Below are 18,121 nucleotides of genomic sequence, written 5' to 3' on the forward strand. Positions count from 1 at the left end.
TGTCTCCCGTTACCAGACGAAGGCGAGGACTTCCCCGCCAACGCTCCGCTTGCGGGCCTGCCGGTCGGTCAGCAGTCCCTGGGACGTCGAAATGATCGCCACGCCCAGGCCACCGAGCACCCGCGGGAGCCCGTCGGTCTTGGCGTACACCCGCAGACCGGGCTTGGAGACGCGCTTGATGCCGGCCAGGCTCCGCTCCCGGTTCTGGCCGTACTTCAGCTCGACGACCAGTCGCTTGCCGACGGCGCCCTCCTCGGGCTCCTCGACCGACCAGGTGGCGATGTAGCCCTCGGCCTTCAGGACCTCGGCGATGTTCGCCTTGATCTTGGAGTACGGCATCGTCACCCGGTCGTGGTACGCCTGGTTGGCGTTACGCAGACGCGTGAGCATGTCTGCGATCGGGTCGGTCATCGTCATGGATTTCGTCAGCCTTTCTCGCCGGGGTTCCCGGGGCGGTCCGCCCCGGGCCTACGGCGAAGAGCAATACATGATCGGTGCGGGGGCCCCGGCACGAGCCGGAGCGCCGTCGCCCTTACCAGGAAGCCTTGGACACGCCCGGCAGCTCACCGCGGTGGGCCATCTCCCGGATGCACACCCGGCAGAGACCGAACTTACGGTAGACCGCCTTCGGGCGCCCGCACCGCTGGCAGCGGGTGTAAGCGCGAACCGAGAACTTCGGCTTCGCGGCCGCCTTGAGGATCAGCGCCTTCTTGGCCATCTCAGTTCTCCTTGAACGGGAAGCCCAGGAGCTTGAGCAGCGCCCGGCCCTCGTCGTCGGTCTTGGCGGTGGTGACCACCGTGATGTCCATGCCCCGCTGCCGATCGATCCGGTCCTGGTCGATCTCGTGGAACACCGACTGCTCGGTCAGGCCGAACGTGTAGTTGCCGTGCCCGTCGAGCTTGCGCCCGTCGAGACCGCGGAAGTCGCGGATACGCGGCAGGGCGATCGACAGCAGCCGGTCCAGGAACTCCCACATCCGGTCGCCGCGAAGGGTCACCTTCGCGCCGATCGGCATGCCCTCGCGGAGCTTGAACTGCGCGATCGACTTCGTCGCCCGCCGCACCTGCGGCTTCTGACCGGTGATGGTGGTCAGGTCACGCACCGCGCCGTCGATCAATTTGGCGTCCCGGGCGGCCTCGCCCACACCCATGTTGACGACGATCTTGACCAACCGCGGCACCTGCATGGGGTTGCCGAAGTTGTGCTGCTCCTGCAGCTGCGCCGCGATCTCGTTGCGGTACCGCTCCTTGAGGCGCGGCATGGTCTTCGTTTCGGTCGCCGTGGTCATCACAGGTCCTTACCGGTGCTACGCGCGATGCGGACCTTCTGGCCGTTGTCGTCGATCCGGTAACCGACCCGGGTCGGCTTACCGTCGGAGTCCAGCACCATCACGTTGGAGATGTGGATCGGGGCCTCCTGGGTGACGATGCCACCGGTCTTCGCGCCGCGCTGAGTGGTGCTGACGCGGGTGTGCTTCTTGACCCGGTTCACGCCCTCGACCAGGACCTTGTCCTGCCGCGGGTAGGCCACGATGACCTTGCCCTTGGCACCCTTGTCCTTGCCGGCGATGACGACGACCGTGTCGCCCTTCTTGACCTTCACGGTCACAACACCTCCGGCGCGAGGGAAATGATCTTCATGAACCGCTTGTCCCGCAGCTCCCGACCCACCGGGCCGAAGATACGGGTGCCGCGCGGGTCACCACCGTCCTTGATGATGACGGCGGCGTTCTCGTCGAAGCGGATGTACGAGCCGTCCGGCCGCCGCCTCTCCTTCGCGGTGCGGACGACGACGGCCTTGACCACGTCGCCCTTCTTCACACCGGCGCCCGGGATCGCGTCCTTCACGGTGGCCACGATGACGTCGCCGATGCTCGCGTAGCGCCGACCGGAGCCACCGAGAACCCGGATGCACAGGATCTCCCGGGCACCCGTGTTGTCGGCGACGCGCAGTCGCGACTCCTGCTGAATCACGTCTATCTCCTATGTCTGCCGGTTCTCGCAGCCGCAACCGCGGCCGGAGCCTGGCGGAACCTGCGCCCGGCCGACGCCGGGCGAGATCGAGCCTTCGCTACTTGGCCTTTTCCAGGATCTCCACGAGCCGCCAGCGCTTGGTGGCGGACAGCGGCCGGGTCTCCATGATCAGAACCCGGTCGCCGATGCCGGCGCTGTTCTGCTCGTCGTGCACCTTCAGCTTGCTGGTCCGGCGCATGATCTTGCCGTACAGCGCGTGCTTGACCCGGTCCTCGACCTCGACGACGACGGTCTTGTCCATCTTGTCGCTGACCACCAGGCCCTCACGGACCTTCCGGCGGGCCCGTACGGGCGCCGTGGCGGTGTTCTCGGTCTCGCTCATGATGCAGTCACCTCACTCGGCGCAGCCGAGAGCCCCAGCTCACGCTCACGCATGATCGTGTAGATCCGGGCGATCTCCCGACGGATGACCTGCAGCCGCCGGTTGTTGTCCAGCTGCCCGGTTGCGGCCTGCACGCGGAGGTTGAACAGCTCCGCCTTGGCCTCCCGCAGCTTCGTGACCAGCTCCTCCTCGGAGAGCTCACGCAGCTCGGAGGCCTTAACGCCCGCTGCCATCAGGATTCACCCACTTCGCGCGTCACAATCCGGCACTTCATCGGGAGCTTGTGGATCGCGCGACGCATCGCCTCGCGGGCCACCTGCTCGTTGGGGAAGGACATCTCGAACAGGATCCGCCCCGGCTTCACGTTCGCGACCCACCACTCCGGCGAACCCTTACCGGAACCCATCCGGGTCTCGGCAGGCTTCTTGGTGAGGGCCTGGTCCGGGAAGACCGAGATCCAGACCTTGCCGCCACGCTTGATGTGACGGGTCATCGCGATACGCGCCGACTCGATCTGACGGTTGGTCACGTACGCCGGCTCGAGAGCCTGGATCCCGAACTCGCCGAACACCACCCGGTTACCACCCTTGGACATTCCACTGCGGTCCGGGTGGTGCGGCTTGCGGAAGCCCTTCGGGGGCTTGCGCGGCATCAGCATCTGTCAGCCCTCCTGCTGCGTTTCTGCCGGAGTCGAAACGGCCGAGGCGACAGCGGAGCTGTCGACCGGCTCGCCGCTCGGCGTCTCGGCCTGCTGCGCGACGGTGGTCGCGGCAGCCCGGCCGGCGTCGGTGCCGCCGGGGGTCGTACCGGAGGAGCCGGAACGACCACGGCGCGGCCGCTCGGGGCGGTCACCGCGCTCACGGCGCGGGCGCGACGGAGCCTCGGCCGGAGTCTCCCGACCCGGCACCGCGTCACCCTTGTAGATCCAGACCTTCACACCGATCCGGCCGAAGGTGGTACGGGCCTCGAAGAAGCCGTACTCGATGTTGGCCCGCAGCGTGTGCAGCGGAACCCGACCCTCGCGGTAGAACTCGGTCCGGCTCATCTCGGCACCGCCGAGTCGACCCGAGACCTGCACCCGGATGCCCTTGCAGACCGGGTTCTTCATGGCCGACTGCATGGCCTTACGCATCGCACGACGGAAGCTGACCCGGCTGGAGAGCTGCTCGGCGACGCCCTGGGCGACCAGCTGCGCATCCGACTCGGGGTTCTTCACCTCGATGATGTTCAGCTGCACCTGCTTGCCGGTGAGCTTCTCCAGCTTGCCGCGGATCTTGTCGGCCTCCGCACCCTTACGGCCGATGACGATGCCCGGCCGGGCGGTGTGAATGTCGACCCGGACCCGGTCCCGGGTCCGCTCGATGTCGACCTTGGAGATGCCGGCCCGCTCCAGCCCACTGGACATCATCCGGCGGATCTTCACGTCCTCGCCGATGTAGTCCTTGTAGAGCTTGTCCGCGAACCAGCGGGACTTCCAGTCGGTCGAGATGCCGAGCCGGAACCCGTGCGGGTGAACCTTCTGACCCATTACTCGGCGCCCTCCGTCTTGCTCTCCGTCTCGGCGGCCTCGGCCGGCTTCGCCGGAGTGGCCTTCTTCGCCGCGGACTTCTTCGGAGCGGCCGGTGCGACCGCCTCGACCGCCACGGTGATGTGACAGGTCCGCTTCCGGATCCGGTACGCCCGGCCCTGCGCCCGAGGCTGGAACCGCTTCATGGTCGGGCCCTCGTCGACGAACGCCTCGCTCACGAGCAGCGCATCGGGGTCCAGCCGCTCGTTGTTCTCCGCGTTGGCGATCGCGCTCGCGAGCACCTTGTACACCTGCTCGCTCGCAGCCTGCGGCGCGAACTGCAGCACCGTGAGCGCCTCCTTCGCGGGCAGGCCGCGGACGAGGTTGACCACCCGGCGCGCCTTCATCGGCGAGATGCGCACGTACCGCGCAACCGCCCGCGCGCCCGGAAGCACCGGAGCGTCGCCCTTTCCTGGCATCGCTGTAACCCCTTGATCCTCTATCCGTATGCCCGCGGCTTCAGCGCCGACGGCTCTTCCGGTCGTCCTTCTCGTGACCCTTGAACGTACGGGTCAGCGCGAACTCGCCGAGCTTGTGCCCGACCATCGCCTCGGTCACGAACACCGGCACGTGCTTGCGACCGTCGTGCACCGCGATCGTGTGCCCGAGCATGTCCGGGATGATCATCGAGCGCCGCGACCAGGTCTTGATCACGTTCTTCGTGCCCTTTTCGTTCTGCACCACCACCTTCTTGTACAGGTGGTCGTCGACGAACGGGCCCTTCTTCAGGCTGCGAGGCATCTTCTATCTCCCTCAGCCGCGCTTACGCGTGGCGTAGCGACGGCGGACGATCAGCCGGTCACTCGGCTGGCCCTTGCGACGGGTGCGGCCCTCGGGCTTACCCTGCGGGTTCACCGGGTGGCGACCACCGGAGGTCTTACCCTCACCACCACCGTGCGGGTGGTCGACCGGGTTCATGGCGACACCACGGACGGTCGGGCGCTTGCCCTTCCACCGCATCCGGCCGGCCTTGCCCCAGTTGATGTTCGACTGGTCGGCGTTGCCGATCTCGCCGATGCTGGCCCGGCAGCGCACGTCGACCCGCCGGATCTCACCGGAGGGCATCCGCAGGGTCGCGTACGCGCCCTCACGGCCGAGCAGCTGGATGCCGGTGCCGGCCGAACGGGCCAGCTTCGCCCCACCGCCGGGCCGCAGCTCCACCGCGTGCACGGTGCTACCGACCGGGATGTTGCGCAGCGCCAGGTTGTTGCCCGGCTTGATGTCCGCGCCCGGGCCCGACTCGACGATGTCGCCCTGCTTGAGGTCCTTCGGCGCGAGAATGTACCGCTTCTCGCCGTCGGCGTAGTGCAGCAGCGCGATCCGCGAGGTGCGGTTCGGGTCGTACTCGATGTGGGCGACCTTCGCCGGCACGCCGTCCTTGTCGACCCGCTTGAAGTCGATCAGACGGTACTGGCGCTTGTGGCCACCACCCTGGTGCCGCGCCGTGATCCGGCCGTGGACGTTACGTCCACCCTTCTTCGGCAGCGGAACCAGCAGCGACTTCTCCGGCGTGGACCGGGTGATCTCGGCGAAGTCGGCGACGCTGGAGCCACGGCGGCCCGGCGTCGTCGGCTTGTACTTACGGATAGCCATTGTCTACACCCCTCAGCTGACCGGGCCGCCGAAGGCCTCGATACGGTCACCGTCAGCCAGCTTCACGATCGCCCGCTTGGTGGCCTTGCGCTGGCCGAAACCCGTACGGGTCCGCTTGCGCTTGCCCTCGCGGTTGAGCGTGTTGACCGTCAGGACGCGGACGTTGAAGATCTGCTGGATAGCGATCTTGATCGCGGTCTTGTTGGCGTCCGGGTGCACCAGGAAGGTGTACCAGTTGCGGTTCAGCTCGCTGTAGCTCTTCTCCGAGACGACCGGCGCCACGATGATGTCGCGCGGGTCGGCGATCGTGCTCACTTGCCACCCTCCTCGGTGGTCTCGGCGGGCACCCCGAGGAACTCGTCCAGGGCGTCCTTGGTGAAGACCACGTCGTCAGCCACCAGCACGTCGTACGTGTTGAGCTGACCGGCCTCGATGAGGTGCACCCGCGACTCGTTGCGCAGGGACAGCCAGTTCAACTCGTCGGTGCTGGTCAGAACGACCAGTACGCGCTTGGCCGTGGTCAGCTTCTCCAGGGTGGCCAGTGCCGCCTTGGTCGAAGGCTTGTCGCCGGAGAGGAAGGCCTCCACGACGTGCACCCGTCCGGCGCGGGCCCGGTCGGAGAGGGCACCGCGGAGCGCGGCGGCCTTCATCTTCTTCGGGGTCCGCTGGCTGTAGTCGCGCGGCACCGGGCCGTGGACCACGCCACCGCCGGCGAACTGCGGCGCGCGGATCGAGCCCTGCCGGGCACGACCGGTGCCCTTCTGCTTGTACGGCTTCTTGCCGCCACCGGCGACCTCGCCGCGGGTCTTGGTCTTGTGCGTGCCCTGGCGTGCCGCCGCGAGCTGACCCACCACGACCTGGTGCATCAGCGCGACGTTCGCCTGGACGTCGAAGATGTCGGCCGGCAGCTCGACGGAGCCGCTCTTGCCGCCTTCGACGGTCAGGACGTCGACGGTGGTCACTTGCCAGCACCACCCTTCTTCGCCTTGGTCTTGGCCGCGGTACGGACCAGCACCAGCGCGCCCTTCGGGCCCGGGATGGCCCCGCGGACGAGCAGGAGGTTGTTCTCGGTGTCGACCGCCTGGACGGTCAGGTTCTGGACGGTGAAACGAACGCCACCCATCCGACCGGCCATCCGGGTGCCCTTGAAGACCCGGCCCGGCGTGGCACACGCGCCGATGGAGCCCGGCGAGCGGTGCTTGCGCTGGACACCGTGGCTGGCCCGCAGACCGTGGAAGCCGTGACGCTTCATCGGTCCGGCGTAGCCCTTGCCCTTGGTCCGGCCGGTCACGTCGATCGAGAGGCCGGCCGGGAACTCCTCGACCGTGACCTCCTGGCCGAGCGAGTAGTCGGCGGCGGTGCTGGTGCGCAGCTCGACGATGTGCCGGCGCGGCGCGACGTCCGCCTTGGCGTAGTGCCCGCTGACCGGCTTCTTGACCTTGCGCGGGTCGATCGCTCCGTACGCCAACTGGACCGCGGAGTAACCGTCCTTCTCGGCGTCACGGATCTGGCTGATGACGCAGGGACCGGCCTGAACCACGGTCACCGGGACAACTCGGTTGTTGTCCCAGACCTGGGTCATGCCGAGCTTTGCGCCCAGGATCCCCTTAACTTCCCTGTCCATTTGTCCGGTCCCTACAGCTTGATCTCGATGTCGACGCCAGCCGGCAGGTCGAGGCGCATGAGCGAGTCGACCGTCTTCGGGGTCGGGTCGATGATGTCGATCAGCCGCTTGTGCGTACGCATCTCGAAGTGCTCGCGCGAGTCCTTGTACTTGTGCGGCGAGCGGATGACGCAGAAACGGTTGATTTCCGTGGGCAGCGGCACCGGGCCAGCGACCTGCGCCCCGGTACGCGTCACCGTCTCGACGATCTTCCGAGCCGAGGAGTCGACGACCTCGTGGTCATAGGCCTTGAGCCGGATGCGGATCTTCTGTCCCGCCATGGTGGCTTCTGTTCCTTCTCTCGATGCCGCTGTGTCGCGGGTGCCCGTGCCGGCTGGCACGAACCCTCTTCGCCGACCCCCGCGGTCGGGCGTGTCGCGCCCGGTGACCGGGCTCCGCCCCGAGGCTTCGGAGCGATCCCGACCCGCGTATGGGTCAAGGCGCCGATCGCACTACCGCGACCTGAACGCCGTGCGAGGGTGGTTGACGGCATGGCCGTCAACCACCCTACGCCCGACTGTTCTTCCGTCCGGCGATTCAACACAAACCGAACTCGAACGGCGAACCGTCGTTACGCAACCTGACTAGTATGCCGCACGCTCGACGGCAACGCTAATCGGGGTTACCTAGCTCACTTGACGATCTTGGTGACGAACCCGGCGCCGACGGTGCGGCCACCCTCGCGGATCGCGAACTTGAGGTTCTCCTCCATGGCGATGGGCTGGATCAGCTTCACCGCCATGGAGGTGTTGTCACCCGGCATGACCATCTCGGTGCCCTCGGGCAGCGTGACGACGCCGGTGACGTCAGTGGTGCGGAAGTAGAACTGCGGACGGTAGTTCTGGAAGAACGGGGTGTGCCGTCCACCCTCCTCCTTGGAGAGGATGTAGACGGTCGCCTCGAACTCCGTGTGCGGGGTCGTGGTGCCCGGCTTGACGACCACCATGCCGCGCTCGACGTCCTCGCGCTTGGTGCCGCGGAGCAGCAGACCGACGTTCTCGCCTGCGCGAGCGTCGTCCAGGGTCTTCCGGAACATCTCGATCGCGGTGACCTTGGTCTTGAAGCCCTTCTCGCGGATGCCGACGACCTCGACGTCCTCGTTCGGGAGCAGCACGCCACGCTCGACGCGACCGGTGACCACGGTGCCACGACCGGTGATGGTGAAGACGTCCTCGACGGGCATGAGGAACGGCTTCTCGGTCTCGCGCTCGGGCTGCGGGATCGCGGTGTCCACCGCGCTCATCAGCTCGAGCAGCTTCTCGGTCCAGGCCGGGTCGCCCTCGAGGGCCTTCAGCGCGGAGACCTGGACGACCGGCAGGTCGTCACCCGGGTAGTCCTGAGCCGAGAGCAGCTCACGGACCTCGAGCTCGACGAGCTCCAGGAGCTCCTCGTCGTCGACCATGTCGCTCTTGTTGAGCGCCACGACGATGTACGGCACACCGACCTGACGGGCCAGCAGCACGTGCTCGCGGGTCTGCGGCATCGGGCCGTCGGTCGCCGCCACCACCAGGATCGCGCCGTCCATCTGCGCGGCACCGGTGATCATGTTCTTGATGTAGTCGGCGTGCCCGGGGCAGTCGACGTGCGCGTAGTGCCGCGCCTCGGTCTGGTACTCGACGTGCGCGATCGAGATCGTGATGCCCCGGGCCTTCTCCTCCGGCGCCTTGTCGATCTCGTCGAACGGCGTGTACGGGTTGAGGTCGGGGTACTGGTCGTGCAGGACCTTGGTGATGGCCGCCGTCAGCGTCGTCTTACCGTGGTCGATGTGACCAATGGTGCCGATGTTGACGTGCGGCTTAGTCCGCTCGAACTTCGCCTTCGCCACTGGTGTCCTCCTGTGGACTTTCTTGGTTCGTACGCCCGGCCCGCCGTGTGGCGTTTCAGGACTCTGTCGACAGCCTTTCCGGCCTTGGTGACCGGAGAGCTTTGGTGGGTTCTGCGGCGATGAAGCCTACAGGCCCGGTCTCACGCAATCCGACCGCGGTGGTCGCGGACGCGGGTAACCACCCACGACCACCGACGGCTCATCAGATCATGCCCGGTTGAGCGTCACTCACCCGTGGCCTTGGCGATGATCTCCTTCGCGACGCTCTGCGGAACCTCCGCGTAGGAGTCGAACTGCATGCTGTAGCTAGCCCGGCCCTGGGTCTTCGACCGCAGGTCGCCGACGTAGCCGAACATCTCCGACAACGGCACCAGGGCCCGGACGACACGGGCGCCGCTGCGCTCCTCCATCGCCTGGATGATGCCACGGCGGGAGTTCAGGTCACCGATGACGTCACCCATGTTCTCCTCGGGAGTGGTGACCTCAACGGCCATCATCGGCTCGAGCAGCGCGGGATCGGCCTTGCGGGCCGCGTCCTTCATCACCATCGAGCCGGCGATCTTGAATGCCATCTCGGACGAGTCGACCTCGTGGTACTGACCGTCGAGCAGGGTCAGCTTGACACCCACCAGGGGGAAGCCGGCCAGGATGCCGTACTGCATGGCGTCCTGCGCACCGGCGTCCACCGACGGGATGAACTCCCGGGGGATACGGCCACCGGTCACGGCGTTGGCGAACTCGTAGGTCGGCGCGTCGTTGCCCAGCGGCAGCGGCTCCAGGCTGATGATCACCCGGGCGTACTGGCCGGAACCACCGGTCTGCTTCTTGTGGGTGTACTCGACCTTCTCCACCTTGCGGCGGATGGTCTCGCGGTACGCCACCTGCGGCTTGCCGATGTTCGCCTCGACGTTGAACTCGCGGCGCATCCGGTCGACCAGGATGTCCAGGTGCAGTTCGCCCATGCCGGAGATGACCGTCTGACCGGTCTGGTCGTCCAGCTTCACGCGGAAGGTCGGGTCCTCCTCGGCGAGCCGCTGGATGGCGGTGCTGAGCTTCTCCTGGTCGGCCTTGGTCTTGGGCTCGATCGCCACCTCGATGACCGGCTCCGGGAAGGTCATCGACTCCAGGATGACCGGGTTCGCCGAGTCGCAGAGGGTGTCACCGGTGGTGGTCTGCTTCAGACCCTGCACCGCGATGATGTCGCCGGCCTTGGCGGAGCCGCGCTCCTCACGCTTGTTGGCGTGCATCTGGTAGATCTTGCCGACCCGCTCCTTGCGGTCCTTGGTGGAGTTGACCACCTGGGACCCGGTCTCGACCACGCCGGAGTAGACCCGGACGTAGGTGAGCTTACCGAGGTGCTTGTCGGTCTGGATCTTGAAGGCCAGGCCGGAGAAGGGCTCCGAGGGCGAGGGCTTACGCAGCAGCGGCGTCTCGCCGTCGGTCGCCGTACCCTCGATCGCCGGGATGTCCAGCGGCGACGGCAGGAAGTCGATGACGGCGTCGAGCATGGGCTGCACGCCCTTGTTCTTGAACGCCGAGCCACAGAGCACCGGGTTGGCCTTGCTGGCGATGGTGGCCCGCCGGATGGCGGCCTTGATCTCCTCGGCGGAGATCTCCTCGCCCTCCAGGTACTTCTCCATGACCGCGTCGTCGACGTCGGCCAGGGTCTCCATCAGCTTCTCGCGCCACTCGGCGGCGGAGTCGGCCAGCTCGGCCGGGATCTCCTCGACCGCGTAGTCCTCGCCCTTCTGGGTCTCGCCACGCCAGGTGAGGGCACGCATGCCGATCAGGTCGACGACGCCGATGTGGTCGCCCTCGAGCCCGATCGGGATCTGGAGGACCAGCGGAGTCGCGTTGAGCCGGTCGATCATCATCTGCACGCAGCGGAAGAAGTCGGCACCGGTGCGGTCGAGCTTGTTGACGAAGCACATCCGCGGAACGTCGTACTTGTCGGCCTGACGCCAGACGTTCTCCGTCTGGGGCTCGACACCGGCGACCCCGTCGTAGACGGCGACAGCACCGTCGAGGACCCGCAGCGACCGCTCGACCTCGACCGTGAAGTCGACGTGGCCGGGCGTGTCGATGATCTGGATCGTGTGGCCCTTCCACTCACACTTGGTGGCGGCGGAGGTGATCGTGATCCCCCGCTCCTGCTCCTGCTCCATCCAGTCCATGACGGCGGCGCCCTCGTGGACCTCACCGATCTTGTACGTGATGCCGGTGTAGAACAGGATCCGCTCAGTGGTCGTGGTCTTACCGGCATCGATGTGCGCCATGATGCCGATGTTGCGTACGTTGGCGAGCGCGTCTGCGGCGGCCACTTCAATCCCTACTTATCGTCGTCCCGACACAACTGGCTGCGGTTCCGGCGCCGGGTGGGCGCCGGAACCAGTGTGTTACCAGCGGTAGTGCGCGAAGGCCTTGTTGGACTCCGCCATCTTGTGAGTGTCCTCGCGCCGCTTGACCGCAGCGCCCAGACCGTTGCTGGCGTCCAGCAGCTCGTTCATGAGCCGCTCGACGATCGTCTTCTCCCGACGGGCCCGGCTGTAGCTGACCAGCCAACGCAGGCCCAGGGTGGTCGCCCGGGCGGGGCGGACCTCGACCGGGACCTGGTAGGTGGCGCCACCGACCCGGCGGCTGCGCACCTCGAGGGTCGGCTTGACGTTGTCCATCGCCCGCTTCAGGGTGACGACCGGGTCGGTGCCGGACTTCTCGCGGCAACCCTCCAGGGCGGCGTACACGATGCGCTCGGCGAGCTGACGCTTACCGCGCATCAGGATCTTGTTCACCAGCTGGGTGACCAGCGGCGAGTTGTACACCGGGTCAGCGACCAGCGGCTTCCGCGGAGCGGGTCCCTTACGCGGCATGTCAGCTCTTCTCCTTCTTCGCGCCGTAACGGCTGCGCGCCTGCTTGCGGTTACGGACACCCTGGGTGTCGAGCGAACCGCGGACGATCTTGTACCGCACGCCGGGGAGGTCCTTCACCCGGCCACCACGCACGAGCACGATGGAGTGCTCCTGCAGGTTGTGACCGACGCCGGGGATGTAGGCGGTCACCTCGATCTGGCTGCTGAGCTTGACACGAGCGACCTTGCGCAGCGCCGAGTTCGGCTTCTTCGGGGTGGTGGTGTAGACCCGCGTGCAGACGCCTCGCCGCTGCGGGCTTCCCTTCAGTGCGGGCGTCTTGGTCTTGGTCGTCTTGGCCTGGCGGCCCTTACGGACCAGCTGCTGAATGGTGGGCACCGGGTTTCTCCGCTCCCTTCGGCCGCCTGTCGCGGCCGCGCCGTCTGCTCGTTAGCCGCCCTGCTGGACAGCTCTCCTACCTTCCGACCAGGTCCCCTTGTCGGGGGTCCCGGCACCCGCGGTCGGGCGTGTCGACCTTCCCGCGGTTCCGGTGACGCCGCTTCCGCCGCCCACCGAATCGTCTTGTCGACCGGGACGCAACCGCCACCAGCCGGATATGTGGCTTGCCGTGTCGCTACACGATCACCGAGTCACCGGTTCAGCGCACGCACGAGTTGCCCGGGCAAGCCCGGGCACAAGGGGAAAGAGTACCTACCACAGGCGCACAGGTCAAAACGGAACCGGCCCCCCGGCCGCATTCGGCCAAGGGCTCGATCCGATCGTCGACCAACCGTCTCGCCTGCCCACCCGCGATGGGCACCTATGAACGCAAGTGTAGCCGCTCGAACCGGAAACGACTCAGCGCCCCCGAGAGCCGCCTCGCCGGCACCACCGGAGCCCTCCGACCGGCTGCCGGCGTCGGCCGTACCGCCGGAGCCCTCCGACCGGCCGTCGTCGTCGGCCGCACTCCGCCCCGGACCGGCCGGTCCCCGCCCCGGACCCACCCGAGGCGGTCAGACGTACGTCACCAGGAGTCCGAGAGCCAACCCCAGGAGGGTGCACACCGCGCCCACCCCGCCGCAACTGATCCCGGCGATGGCCAGCCCGCGGCCGGTGAACCGCACTGCGGGCGGGGTCGACGGCCGGCGGATCTGGCGGAGGGCGGACAGACCGGCGACGATCGCACCCGCCCCGGTCAGCACCCCCAACGCGGTGAAAGCCCCGGCCGCCCAGGCCCCGGAGAGTTCGCCCGCGGCGATCCCCAGGCAGCCGACCAGCATCGACACCAGGATCGAGGCGACCCCGGCGACGAGCGAACCGATAGCCAGACCGGAGGTCACCGGCGCGACGTCGAGGTGCACCACCCCGAAGGGGGTACCCGGCACCGCGTCCACCCGGGCCGGGCGACTGAGCGCGTCCGCTGGAGGTGGAGGGACAGACGGTGCTCCCCAACCGGGTCCCGGGCCCCATCCCGGGTGGGACACCGGTGCCGCAGGGTACGGCGACCACCCGCCCCCGGGCGACTGGGACGGCGGCGGCGACCACCCGCCCTCCGGCGTCTGGTTCCACGGTGGCGGCCACCCACCACCGGAGGCCGGGGACGGCGGTGGTGGCGGACCCGTCGTCGGATGAGCCGACGGCATCTCGGGTGCCCCCTGAGGCGGTCCTCCCCGTCCGGCCTCCGACGGCCACGCCGGTTCCGTCACGCGGTCCTCCTGTCGCAGAGTGCCCCGCCCACCGGCGGTCACCCGGTCAGGCTACCGCCGCAGGGGCGGACGTCCGGCCCCGGCGGGTGATCGTCACCCGCCGGCCGGCTCCCCCGTCCCGGGGGTCAGTCGACGTTCGAGTCGAAGTCCTGGCCGACCGGCGCCTGGGCCAGCCCCACCACACCGGCGATCAGGAGCACCACCAGGCAGGCCGCGAAGAGCACCAGACCGGTCCAGGCCAGCCGCTCTCCCCGGCGCAGCCAGGCCGCACCGGTCAGGAAACCCCCCGAGGCGTACGCCTCCCGGCGGGCCTGCCGGGCGAGCAGCAGCGCCACCGTGGCCGGTACCACACCACCGACGAACAGCCCGGTGCACGCCGCCACCAGCCCCAGGGCGAAGACCGCCCGGGCCTTCGTCGAGCGGACCGGCTCCGGGTCGAGCGGGTGACGCGGCGGTTGGTACCCGATGGGCACCTGCCCGGCTGCGATCGTCATGTCCCCATCATGCCCCGCCGGTCGGCACCGGCGCTCCGAACCGTACCGGCGGTGTCCGGGACACCCACCGGCCCGTCGGGGTCCGCGATGACGAAGAGGCCCCCGGCGGTCGCCGGGGGCCTCTTCGGTTCAGCAGATCTAGCGGTACGACCCGAAGTCGAAGTCGTCCAGCGGCACTGCCTGCCCGCTGGCCGGTCCGAAGCCGTAGTCGGTCTCCGGGTACCCGGTCATCGAGTAGACCTTCGCCTTGGCCTCCTCGGTCGGCTCGACCCGGACGTTGCGGTACTTGCTGATGCCCGTACCGGCCGGGATGAGCTTACCGATGATCACGTTCTCCTTCAGGCCGATCAACGAGTCGCTGCGGGCGTGGATCGCCGCGTCCGTCAGCACCCGGGTGGTCTCCTGGAAGGAGGCCGCCGACAGCCAGGAGTCGGTGGCCAGCGAGGCCTTGGTGATACCCATCAGGACCGGACGACCGGCAGCGGGCTCGCCACCCTCACCGACGAGCCGGCGGTTCTCCGACTCGAACAGTGCCCGGTCGACGAGCACACCCGGCAGGAACTCGGTCGAGCCGGAGTCGATGACCGTCACCCGCTTCAGCATCTGCCGGATGATGATCTCGATGTGCTTGTCGTGGATGAGCACACCCTGCGAGCGGTAGACCTCCTGGACCTCCTGGGTCAGGTGGACCTGGACCGCGCGCGGGCCGAGGATGCGCAGCAGCTCGTGCGGGTCGATGGTGCCCTCGGTGAGCTTCTCGCCGACCTCGACGTGGTCTCCGTCGTGGGTCCGCAGCCGGACCCGCTTGGAGATCTTGTCGTAGACGATCTCGTCGCTGCCGTCGTCCGGCACCACGATGATCTTCCGCGACCGCTCGGCGTCCTCGATCCGGACCCGACCCGGGGTGTCGGCGATGGGCGCCTTGCCCTTCGGGATCCGGGCCTCGAAGATCTCCTGGACACGCGGCAGACCCTGGGTGATGTCCTCACCGGCCACACCACCGGTGTGGAAGGTCCGCATCGTCAGCTGCGTTCCCGGCTCACCGATCGACTGGGCGGCGATGATGCCGACCGCCTCGCCGACGTCCACGGTCTTGCCGGTGGGCAGCGAGCGCCCGTAGCAGGCACCGCAGACACCGAGCTTGGACTCGCAGGTGAGGACGCTGCGGACCCGGATCGTCTCCGCGCCTGCGGCGACGATCCGCTCGACCACGATCGAGTTGATGTCCACGCCCCGCTCGGCGACGACGGTGCCGTCCGGCCCCTTGATGTCGTCGGCCAGGGTACGGGCGTGCACGCTGGTCTCGGCGTGCTCGTGGACCACCAGCTTCCCGTCGAGGCGCTGACCCACCTGCATCGGGATCGCCCGATCGGTGCCGCAGTCCTCCTCACGGATGATGACGTCCTGCGAGACGTCCACCAGACGCCGGGTCAGGTAACCCGAGTCGGCGGTACGCAGCGCCGTGTCCGCCAGACCCTTACGGGCACCGTGGGTGGAGATGAAGTACTCCAGGACGGAGAGGCCCTCCCGGTACGACGCCTTGATCGGACGCGGGATGATCTCACCCTTGGGGTTGGCCACCAGGCCACGGATCGCAGCGATCTGCCGGAGCTGGAGCAGGTTACCGCGAGCACCCGAGTGGATCATCTTCCACAGCGGGTTCTCCTGCGGCAGCGCGGTGTCCATCTCCTTGGCGACCTCGTTGGTCGCCTTGGTCCAGATCTCGATGAGTTCGCCGCGACGCTCCTCGGCGGTCATCAGACCACGCTGGTACTGCTTGTCGATCCGGTCGGCTTCCTTCTCGTACCGCTCCAGGATCTCCCGCTTGCGCGGCGGAGCGATGACGTCCTCCATGCCGATGGTGACGCCGGACCAGGTGGCCCAGTGGAAACCGGCCTCCTTGAGCCCGTCCAGGGTGGCGGCCAGCGCCACCTTCGGGAACCGCTCGGCGAGGTCGTTGACGATCGCCGAGAGCTGACCCTTGCGGATCTCGTAGTTCACGAACCGGTAGCCCTGCGGCAGCGTCTCGTTGAACAGCACCCGGCCCAGGGTGGTCTCGACGGTGAGCGGCTCACCCTCGGTCCAGCCCTCCGGGGCGACCCACTGCTCGGCACCGGCGCCGTTGTCGACCCCGATCAGCCCGTGCAGGCGGATCTTCACCGGCGTCTGCAGGTGCAGCTCGCCGTTGTCGAACGCCATCCGGGCCTCGGCGTCCGAGCTGAACGCCCGCCCCTCGCCCTTCTCACCGGCGGTGAGGTGGGTGAGGTGGTAGAGACCGATGACCATGTCCTGGGTGGGCATGGTGACCGGCTTGCCGTCGGCCGGCTTGAGGATGTTGTTCGACGACAGCATCAGGATCCGCGCCTCGGCCTGCGCCTCGGCCGACAGCGGTACGTGCACCGCCATCTGGTCACCGTCGAAGTCGGCGTTGAACGCGGTGCAGACCAGCGGGTGGATCTGGATCGCCTTGCCCTCGACCAGCTGCGGCTCGAAGGCCTGGATGCCCAGTCGGTGCAGGGTCGGCGCGCGGTTCAGCAGCACCGGGTGCTCACCGATGACCTCTTCCAGCACGTCCCACACGACCGGCCGCTGCCGCTCGACCATCCGCTTGGCGGACTTGATGTTCTGGGCGTGGTTGAGGTCGACCAGCCGCTTCATCACGAACGGCTTGAACAGCTCCAGCGCCATCTGCTTGGGCAGACCGCACTGGTGCAGCTTCAGCTTCGGGCCGACCACGATGACCGAACGGCCGGAGTAGTCGACGCGCTTGCCGAGCAGGTTCTGCCGGAACCGGCCCTGCTTGCCCTTGAGCATGTCCGACAGCGACTTCAGCGGCCGGTTACCCGGACCGGTGACCGGACGGCCCCGACGGCCGTTGTCGAACAGCGCGTCGACGGCCTCCTGGAGCATCCGCTTCTCGTTGTTGACGATGATCTCGGGCGCGCCGAGGTCGATCAGTCGCTTGAGCCGGTTGTTCCGGTTGATCACGCGGCGGTACAGGTCGTTCAGGTCGGAGGTGGCGAACCGGCCACCGTCGAGCTGCACCATCGGACGCAGGTCCGGCGGGATGACCGGAACGCAGTCCAGCACCATGCCCAGCGGGGAGTTGCGGGTGTTCAGGAACGCGGCCACGACCTTGAGGCGCTTGAGCGCGCGGATCTTCCGCTGCCCCTTGCCGCTGCGGATGGTTTCCCGCAGGTTCTCCGCCTCGGCGATGAGGTCCATGTTCTGGACCAACGCCTTGATCGCCTCGGCGCCCATCGCGCCGGTGAAGTACTCACCGAAGCGGTCGCGCAGCTCACGGTAGAGCAGCTCGTCGGTGACCAGCTGCTTCGAGTCCAGCTTGCGGAAGGTGTCCAGGACCTCGTCGAGGCGGTCGATCTCGCGCTGGGCCCGGTCGCGGATCTGGCGCATCTCGCGCTCTCCGCCCTCCTTGACCTTGCGCCGGACGTCCGCCTTCGCGCCCTCGGCCTCCAGCTCGGCCAGGTCGCCCTCGAGCTTGGCGGCCCGCTTCTCGATCTCCGAGTCGCGGCTGTTCTCCGACTGCCGCTTCTCGGCCAGGATCTCGTTCTCGATCGTCGAGAGATCACGGTGACGCGCCTCGGCGTCGACGCTCGTGATCACGTACGATGCGAAATAGATGATCTTTTCGAGATCCTTGGGAGCCAGGTCGAGCAGGTAACCGAGCCGACTCGGGACACCCTTGAAGTACCAGATGTGGGTGACCGGCGCGGCCAGCTCGATGTGCCCCATCCGCTCACGGCGGACCTTGGAGCGGGTCACCTCGACGCCGCAACGCTCACAGATGATGCCCTTGAACCGGACCCGCTTGTACTTTCCGCAGTAGCACTCCCAGTCCCGCTGAGGACCGAAGATCTTCTCGCAGAAGAGTCCGTCCTTTTCCGGCTTGAGGGTGCGGTAGTTGATCGTCTCGGGCTTCTTGACCTCGCCGTGCGACCACTGACGGATGTCGTCGGCGGTGGCGAGCCCGATCCGGAGCTCGTCGAAGAAGTTGACGTCGAGCACTTGGTTATCCCTCACATCAAGTCAGCTCGGTTGAGTGGTTCGGTGGA

The 18,121-nt window shown here is 67.8% G+C and carries 23 protein-coding genes; all 23 read right to left on the reverse strand.

What is annotated here, in order from left to right; genetic code table 11:
• Nucleotides 1–9: 9 nt before the first annotated feature.
• Nucleotides 10–417 (reverse strand): 30S ribosomal protein S8, encoded by a 408-nt coding sequence (gene rpsH, locus WHN02_RS01600; RefSeq protein WP_350896410.1) that lies wholly within the window; start codon nt 415–417, stop codon nt 10–12.
• Nucleotides 418–532: 115 nt separating this feature from the next.
• On the reverse strand, nt 533–718 hold the full coding sequence (locus tag WHN02_RS01605) for a type Z 30S ribosomal protein S14 (protein WP_007073023.1): 186 nt from the start codon (nt 716–718) through the stop codon (nt 533–535).
• Nucleotide 719: 1 nt separating this feature from the next.
• Nucleotides 720–1,289: a 50S ribosomal protein L5 gene (gene rplE / locus WHN02_RS01610; protein WP_350896411.1), complete on the reverse strand. Its 570-nt coding sequence runs from the start codon at nt 1,287–1,289 to the stop codon at nt 720–722.
• On the reverse strand, nt 1,289–1,609 hold the full coding sequence (gene rplX, locus WHN02_RS01615) for a 50S ribosomal protein L24 (RefSeq protein WP_350896412.1): 321 nt from the start codon (nt 1,607–1,609) through the stop codon (nt 1,289–1,291). The genes rplE and rplX overlap by 1 nt, the downstream gene beginning before the upstream one ends.
• Complete coding sequence (gene rplN / locus WHN02_RS01620) at nt 1,606–1,974, reverse strand: 50S ribosomal protein L14 (protein ID WP_007465279.1); 369 nt, start codon at nt 1,972–1,974, stop codon at nt 1,606–1,608. Before rplN ends, rplX begins: the two co-directional genes overlap by 4 nt.
• Before the next feature lie 97 nt (nt 1,975–2,071).
• Nucleotides 2,072–2,356 carry a 30S ribosomal protein S17 gene (gene rpsQ, locus WHN02_RS01625; protein WP_434741733.1) on the reverse strand — a complete coding sequence of 95 codons (285 nt, stop codon included), beginning with the start codon at nt 2,354–2,356 and terminating at the stop codon, nt 2,072–2,074.
• Entirely contained in the window at nt 2,353–2,589 is a 237-nt protein-coding gene (gene rpmC / locus WHN02_RS01630; RefSeq protein ID WP_350896414.1) for a 50S ribosomal protein L29, read from the reverse strand. Before rpmC ends, rpsQ begins: the two co-directional genes overlap by 4 nt.
• Nucleotides 2,589–3,014 (reverse strand): 50S ribosomal protein L16, encoded by a 426-nt coding sequence (gene rplP, locus WHN02_RS01635; protein WP_350896415.1) that lies wholly within the window; start codon nt 3,012–3,014, stop codon nt 2,589–2,591. The genes rpmC and rplP overlap by 1 nt, the downstream gene beginning before the upstream one ends.
• A 3-nt stretch (nt 3,015–3,017) precedes the next feature.
• Complete coding sequence (rpsC, locus tag WHN02_RS01640; RefSeq protein ID WP_434741734.1) at nt 3,018–3,884, reverse strand: 30S ribosomal protein S3; 867 nt, start codon at nt 3,882–3,884, stop codon at nt 3,018–3,020.
• Complete coding sequence (gene rplV, locus WHN02_RS01645; RefSeq protein ID WP_434741735.1) at nt 3,884–4,342, reverse strand: 50S ribosomal protein L22; 459 nt, start codon at nt 4,340–4,342, stop codon at nt 3,884–3,886. The genes rpsC and rplV overlap by 1 nt, the downstream gene beginning before the upstream one ends.
• 40 nt (nt 4,343–4,382) lie before the next feature.
• Entirely contained in the window at nt 4,383–4,664 is a 282-nt protein-coding gene (gene rpsS, locus WHN02_RS01650; RefSeq protein WP_350896418.1) for a 30S ribosomal protein S19, read from the reverse strand.
• A gap of 12 nt (nt 4,665–4,676) precedes the next feature.
• Complete coding sequence (gene rplB, locus WHN02_RS01655; RefSeq protein WP_434741736.1) at nt 4,677–5,516, reverse strand: 50S ribosomal protein L2; 840 nt, start codon at nt 5,514–5,516, stop codon at nt 4,677–4,679.
• A 12-nt stretch (nt 5,517–5,528) separates the two neighbouring features.
• Nucleotides 5,529–5,831 carry a 50S ribosomal protein L23 gene (gene rplW, locus WHN02_RS01660; protein ID WP_350896420.1) on the reverse strand — a complete coding sequence of 101 codons (303 nt, stop codon included), beginning with the start codon at nt 5,829–5,831 and terminating at the stop codon, nt 5,529–5,531.
• On the reverse strand, nt 5,828–6,478 hold the full coding sequence (rplD, locus tag WHN02_RS01665) for a 50S ribosomal protein L4 (RefSeq protein WP_434741737.1): 651 nt from the start codon (nt 6,476–6,478) through the stop codon (nt 5,828–5,830). Before rplD ends, rplW begins: the two co-directional genes overlap by 4 nt.
• Nucleotides 6,475–7,140: a 50S ribosomal protein L3 gene (gene rplC, locus WHN02_RS01670; protein WP_434741738.1), complete on the reverse strand. Its 666-nt coding sequence runs from the start codon at nt 7,138–7,140 to the stop codon at nt 6,475–6,477. Before rplC ends, rplD begins: the two co-directional genes overlap by 4 nt.
• 11 nt (nt 7,141–7,151) lie before the next feature.
• Nucleotides 7,152–7,460 carry a 30S ribosomal protein S10 gene (gene rpsJ / locus WHN02_RS01675; RefSeq protein WP_007073037.1) on the reverse strand — a complete coding sequence of 103 codons (309 nt, stop codon included), beginning with the start codon at nt 7,458–7,460 and terminating at the stop codon, nt 7,152–7,154.
• A gap of 350 nt (nt 7,461–7,810) precedes the next feature.
• Nucleotides 7,811–9,004: an elongation factor Tu gene (gene tuf / locus WHN02_RS01680; RefSeq protein WP_434741739.1), complete on the reverse strand. Its 1,194-nt coding sequence runs from the start codon at nt 9,002–9,004 to the stop codon at nt 7,811–7,813.
• Between the two features lie 224 nt (nt 9,005–9,228).
• A complete protein-coding gene (gene fusA, locus WHN02_RS01685; RefSeq protein ID WP_350896424.1) occupies nt 9,229–11,325 on the reverse strand; it encodes an elongation factor G in 2,097 nt (698 codons plus the stop codon).
• 75 nt (nt 11,326–11,400) lie between these two features.
• Nucleotides 11,401–11,871, reverse strand: a complete 471-nt coding sequence (gene rpsG / locus WHN02_RS01690; protein ID WP_350896425.1) for a 30S ribosomal protein S7 — start codon at nt 11,869–11,871, stop codon at nt 11,401–11,403.
• A 1-nt stretch (nt 11,872) separates the two neighbouring features.
• Nucleotides 11,873–12,247 carry a 30S ribosomal protein S12 gene (gene rpsL, locus WHN02_RS01695; protein WP_007465318.1) on the reverse strand — a complete coding sequence of 125 codons (375 nt, stop codon included), beginning with the start codon at nt 12,245–12,247 and terminating at the stop codon, nt 11,873–11,875.
• A 614-nt stretch (nt 12,248–12,861) separates the two neighbouring features.
• Nucleotides 12,862–13,242: a hypothetical protein gene (locus WHN02_RS01700; RefSeq protein ID WP_434741740.1), complete on the reverse strand. Its 381-nt coding sequence runs from the start codon at nt 13,240–13,242 to the stop codon at nt 12,862–12,864.
• Between the two features lie 437 nt (nt 13,243–13,679).
• Nucleotides 13,680–14,048, reverse strand: a complete 369-nt coding sequence (locus WHN02_RS01705) for a hypothetical protein (RefSeq protein WP_434741741.1) — start codon at nt 14,046–14,048, stop codon at nt 13,680–13,682.
• 138 nt (nt 14,049–14,186) lie between these two features.
• The gene (locus WHN02_RS01710; RefSeq protein ID WP_434741742.1) at nt 14,187–18,074 is read right to left on the reverse strand and encodes a DNA-directed RNA polymerase subunit beta'; all 3,888 of its coding nucleotides are present in this window, start codon (nt 18,072–18,074) and stop codon (nt 14,187–14,189) included.
• Between the last annotated feature and the right edge of the window lie 47 nt (nt 18,075–18,121).

Source organism: Micromonospora sp. SH-82 (assembly GCF_051132485.1).
Lineage (GTDB): Bacteria > Actinomycetota > Actinomycetes > Mycobacteriales > Micromonosporaceae > Micromonospora.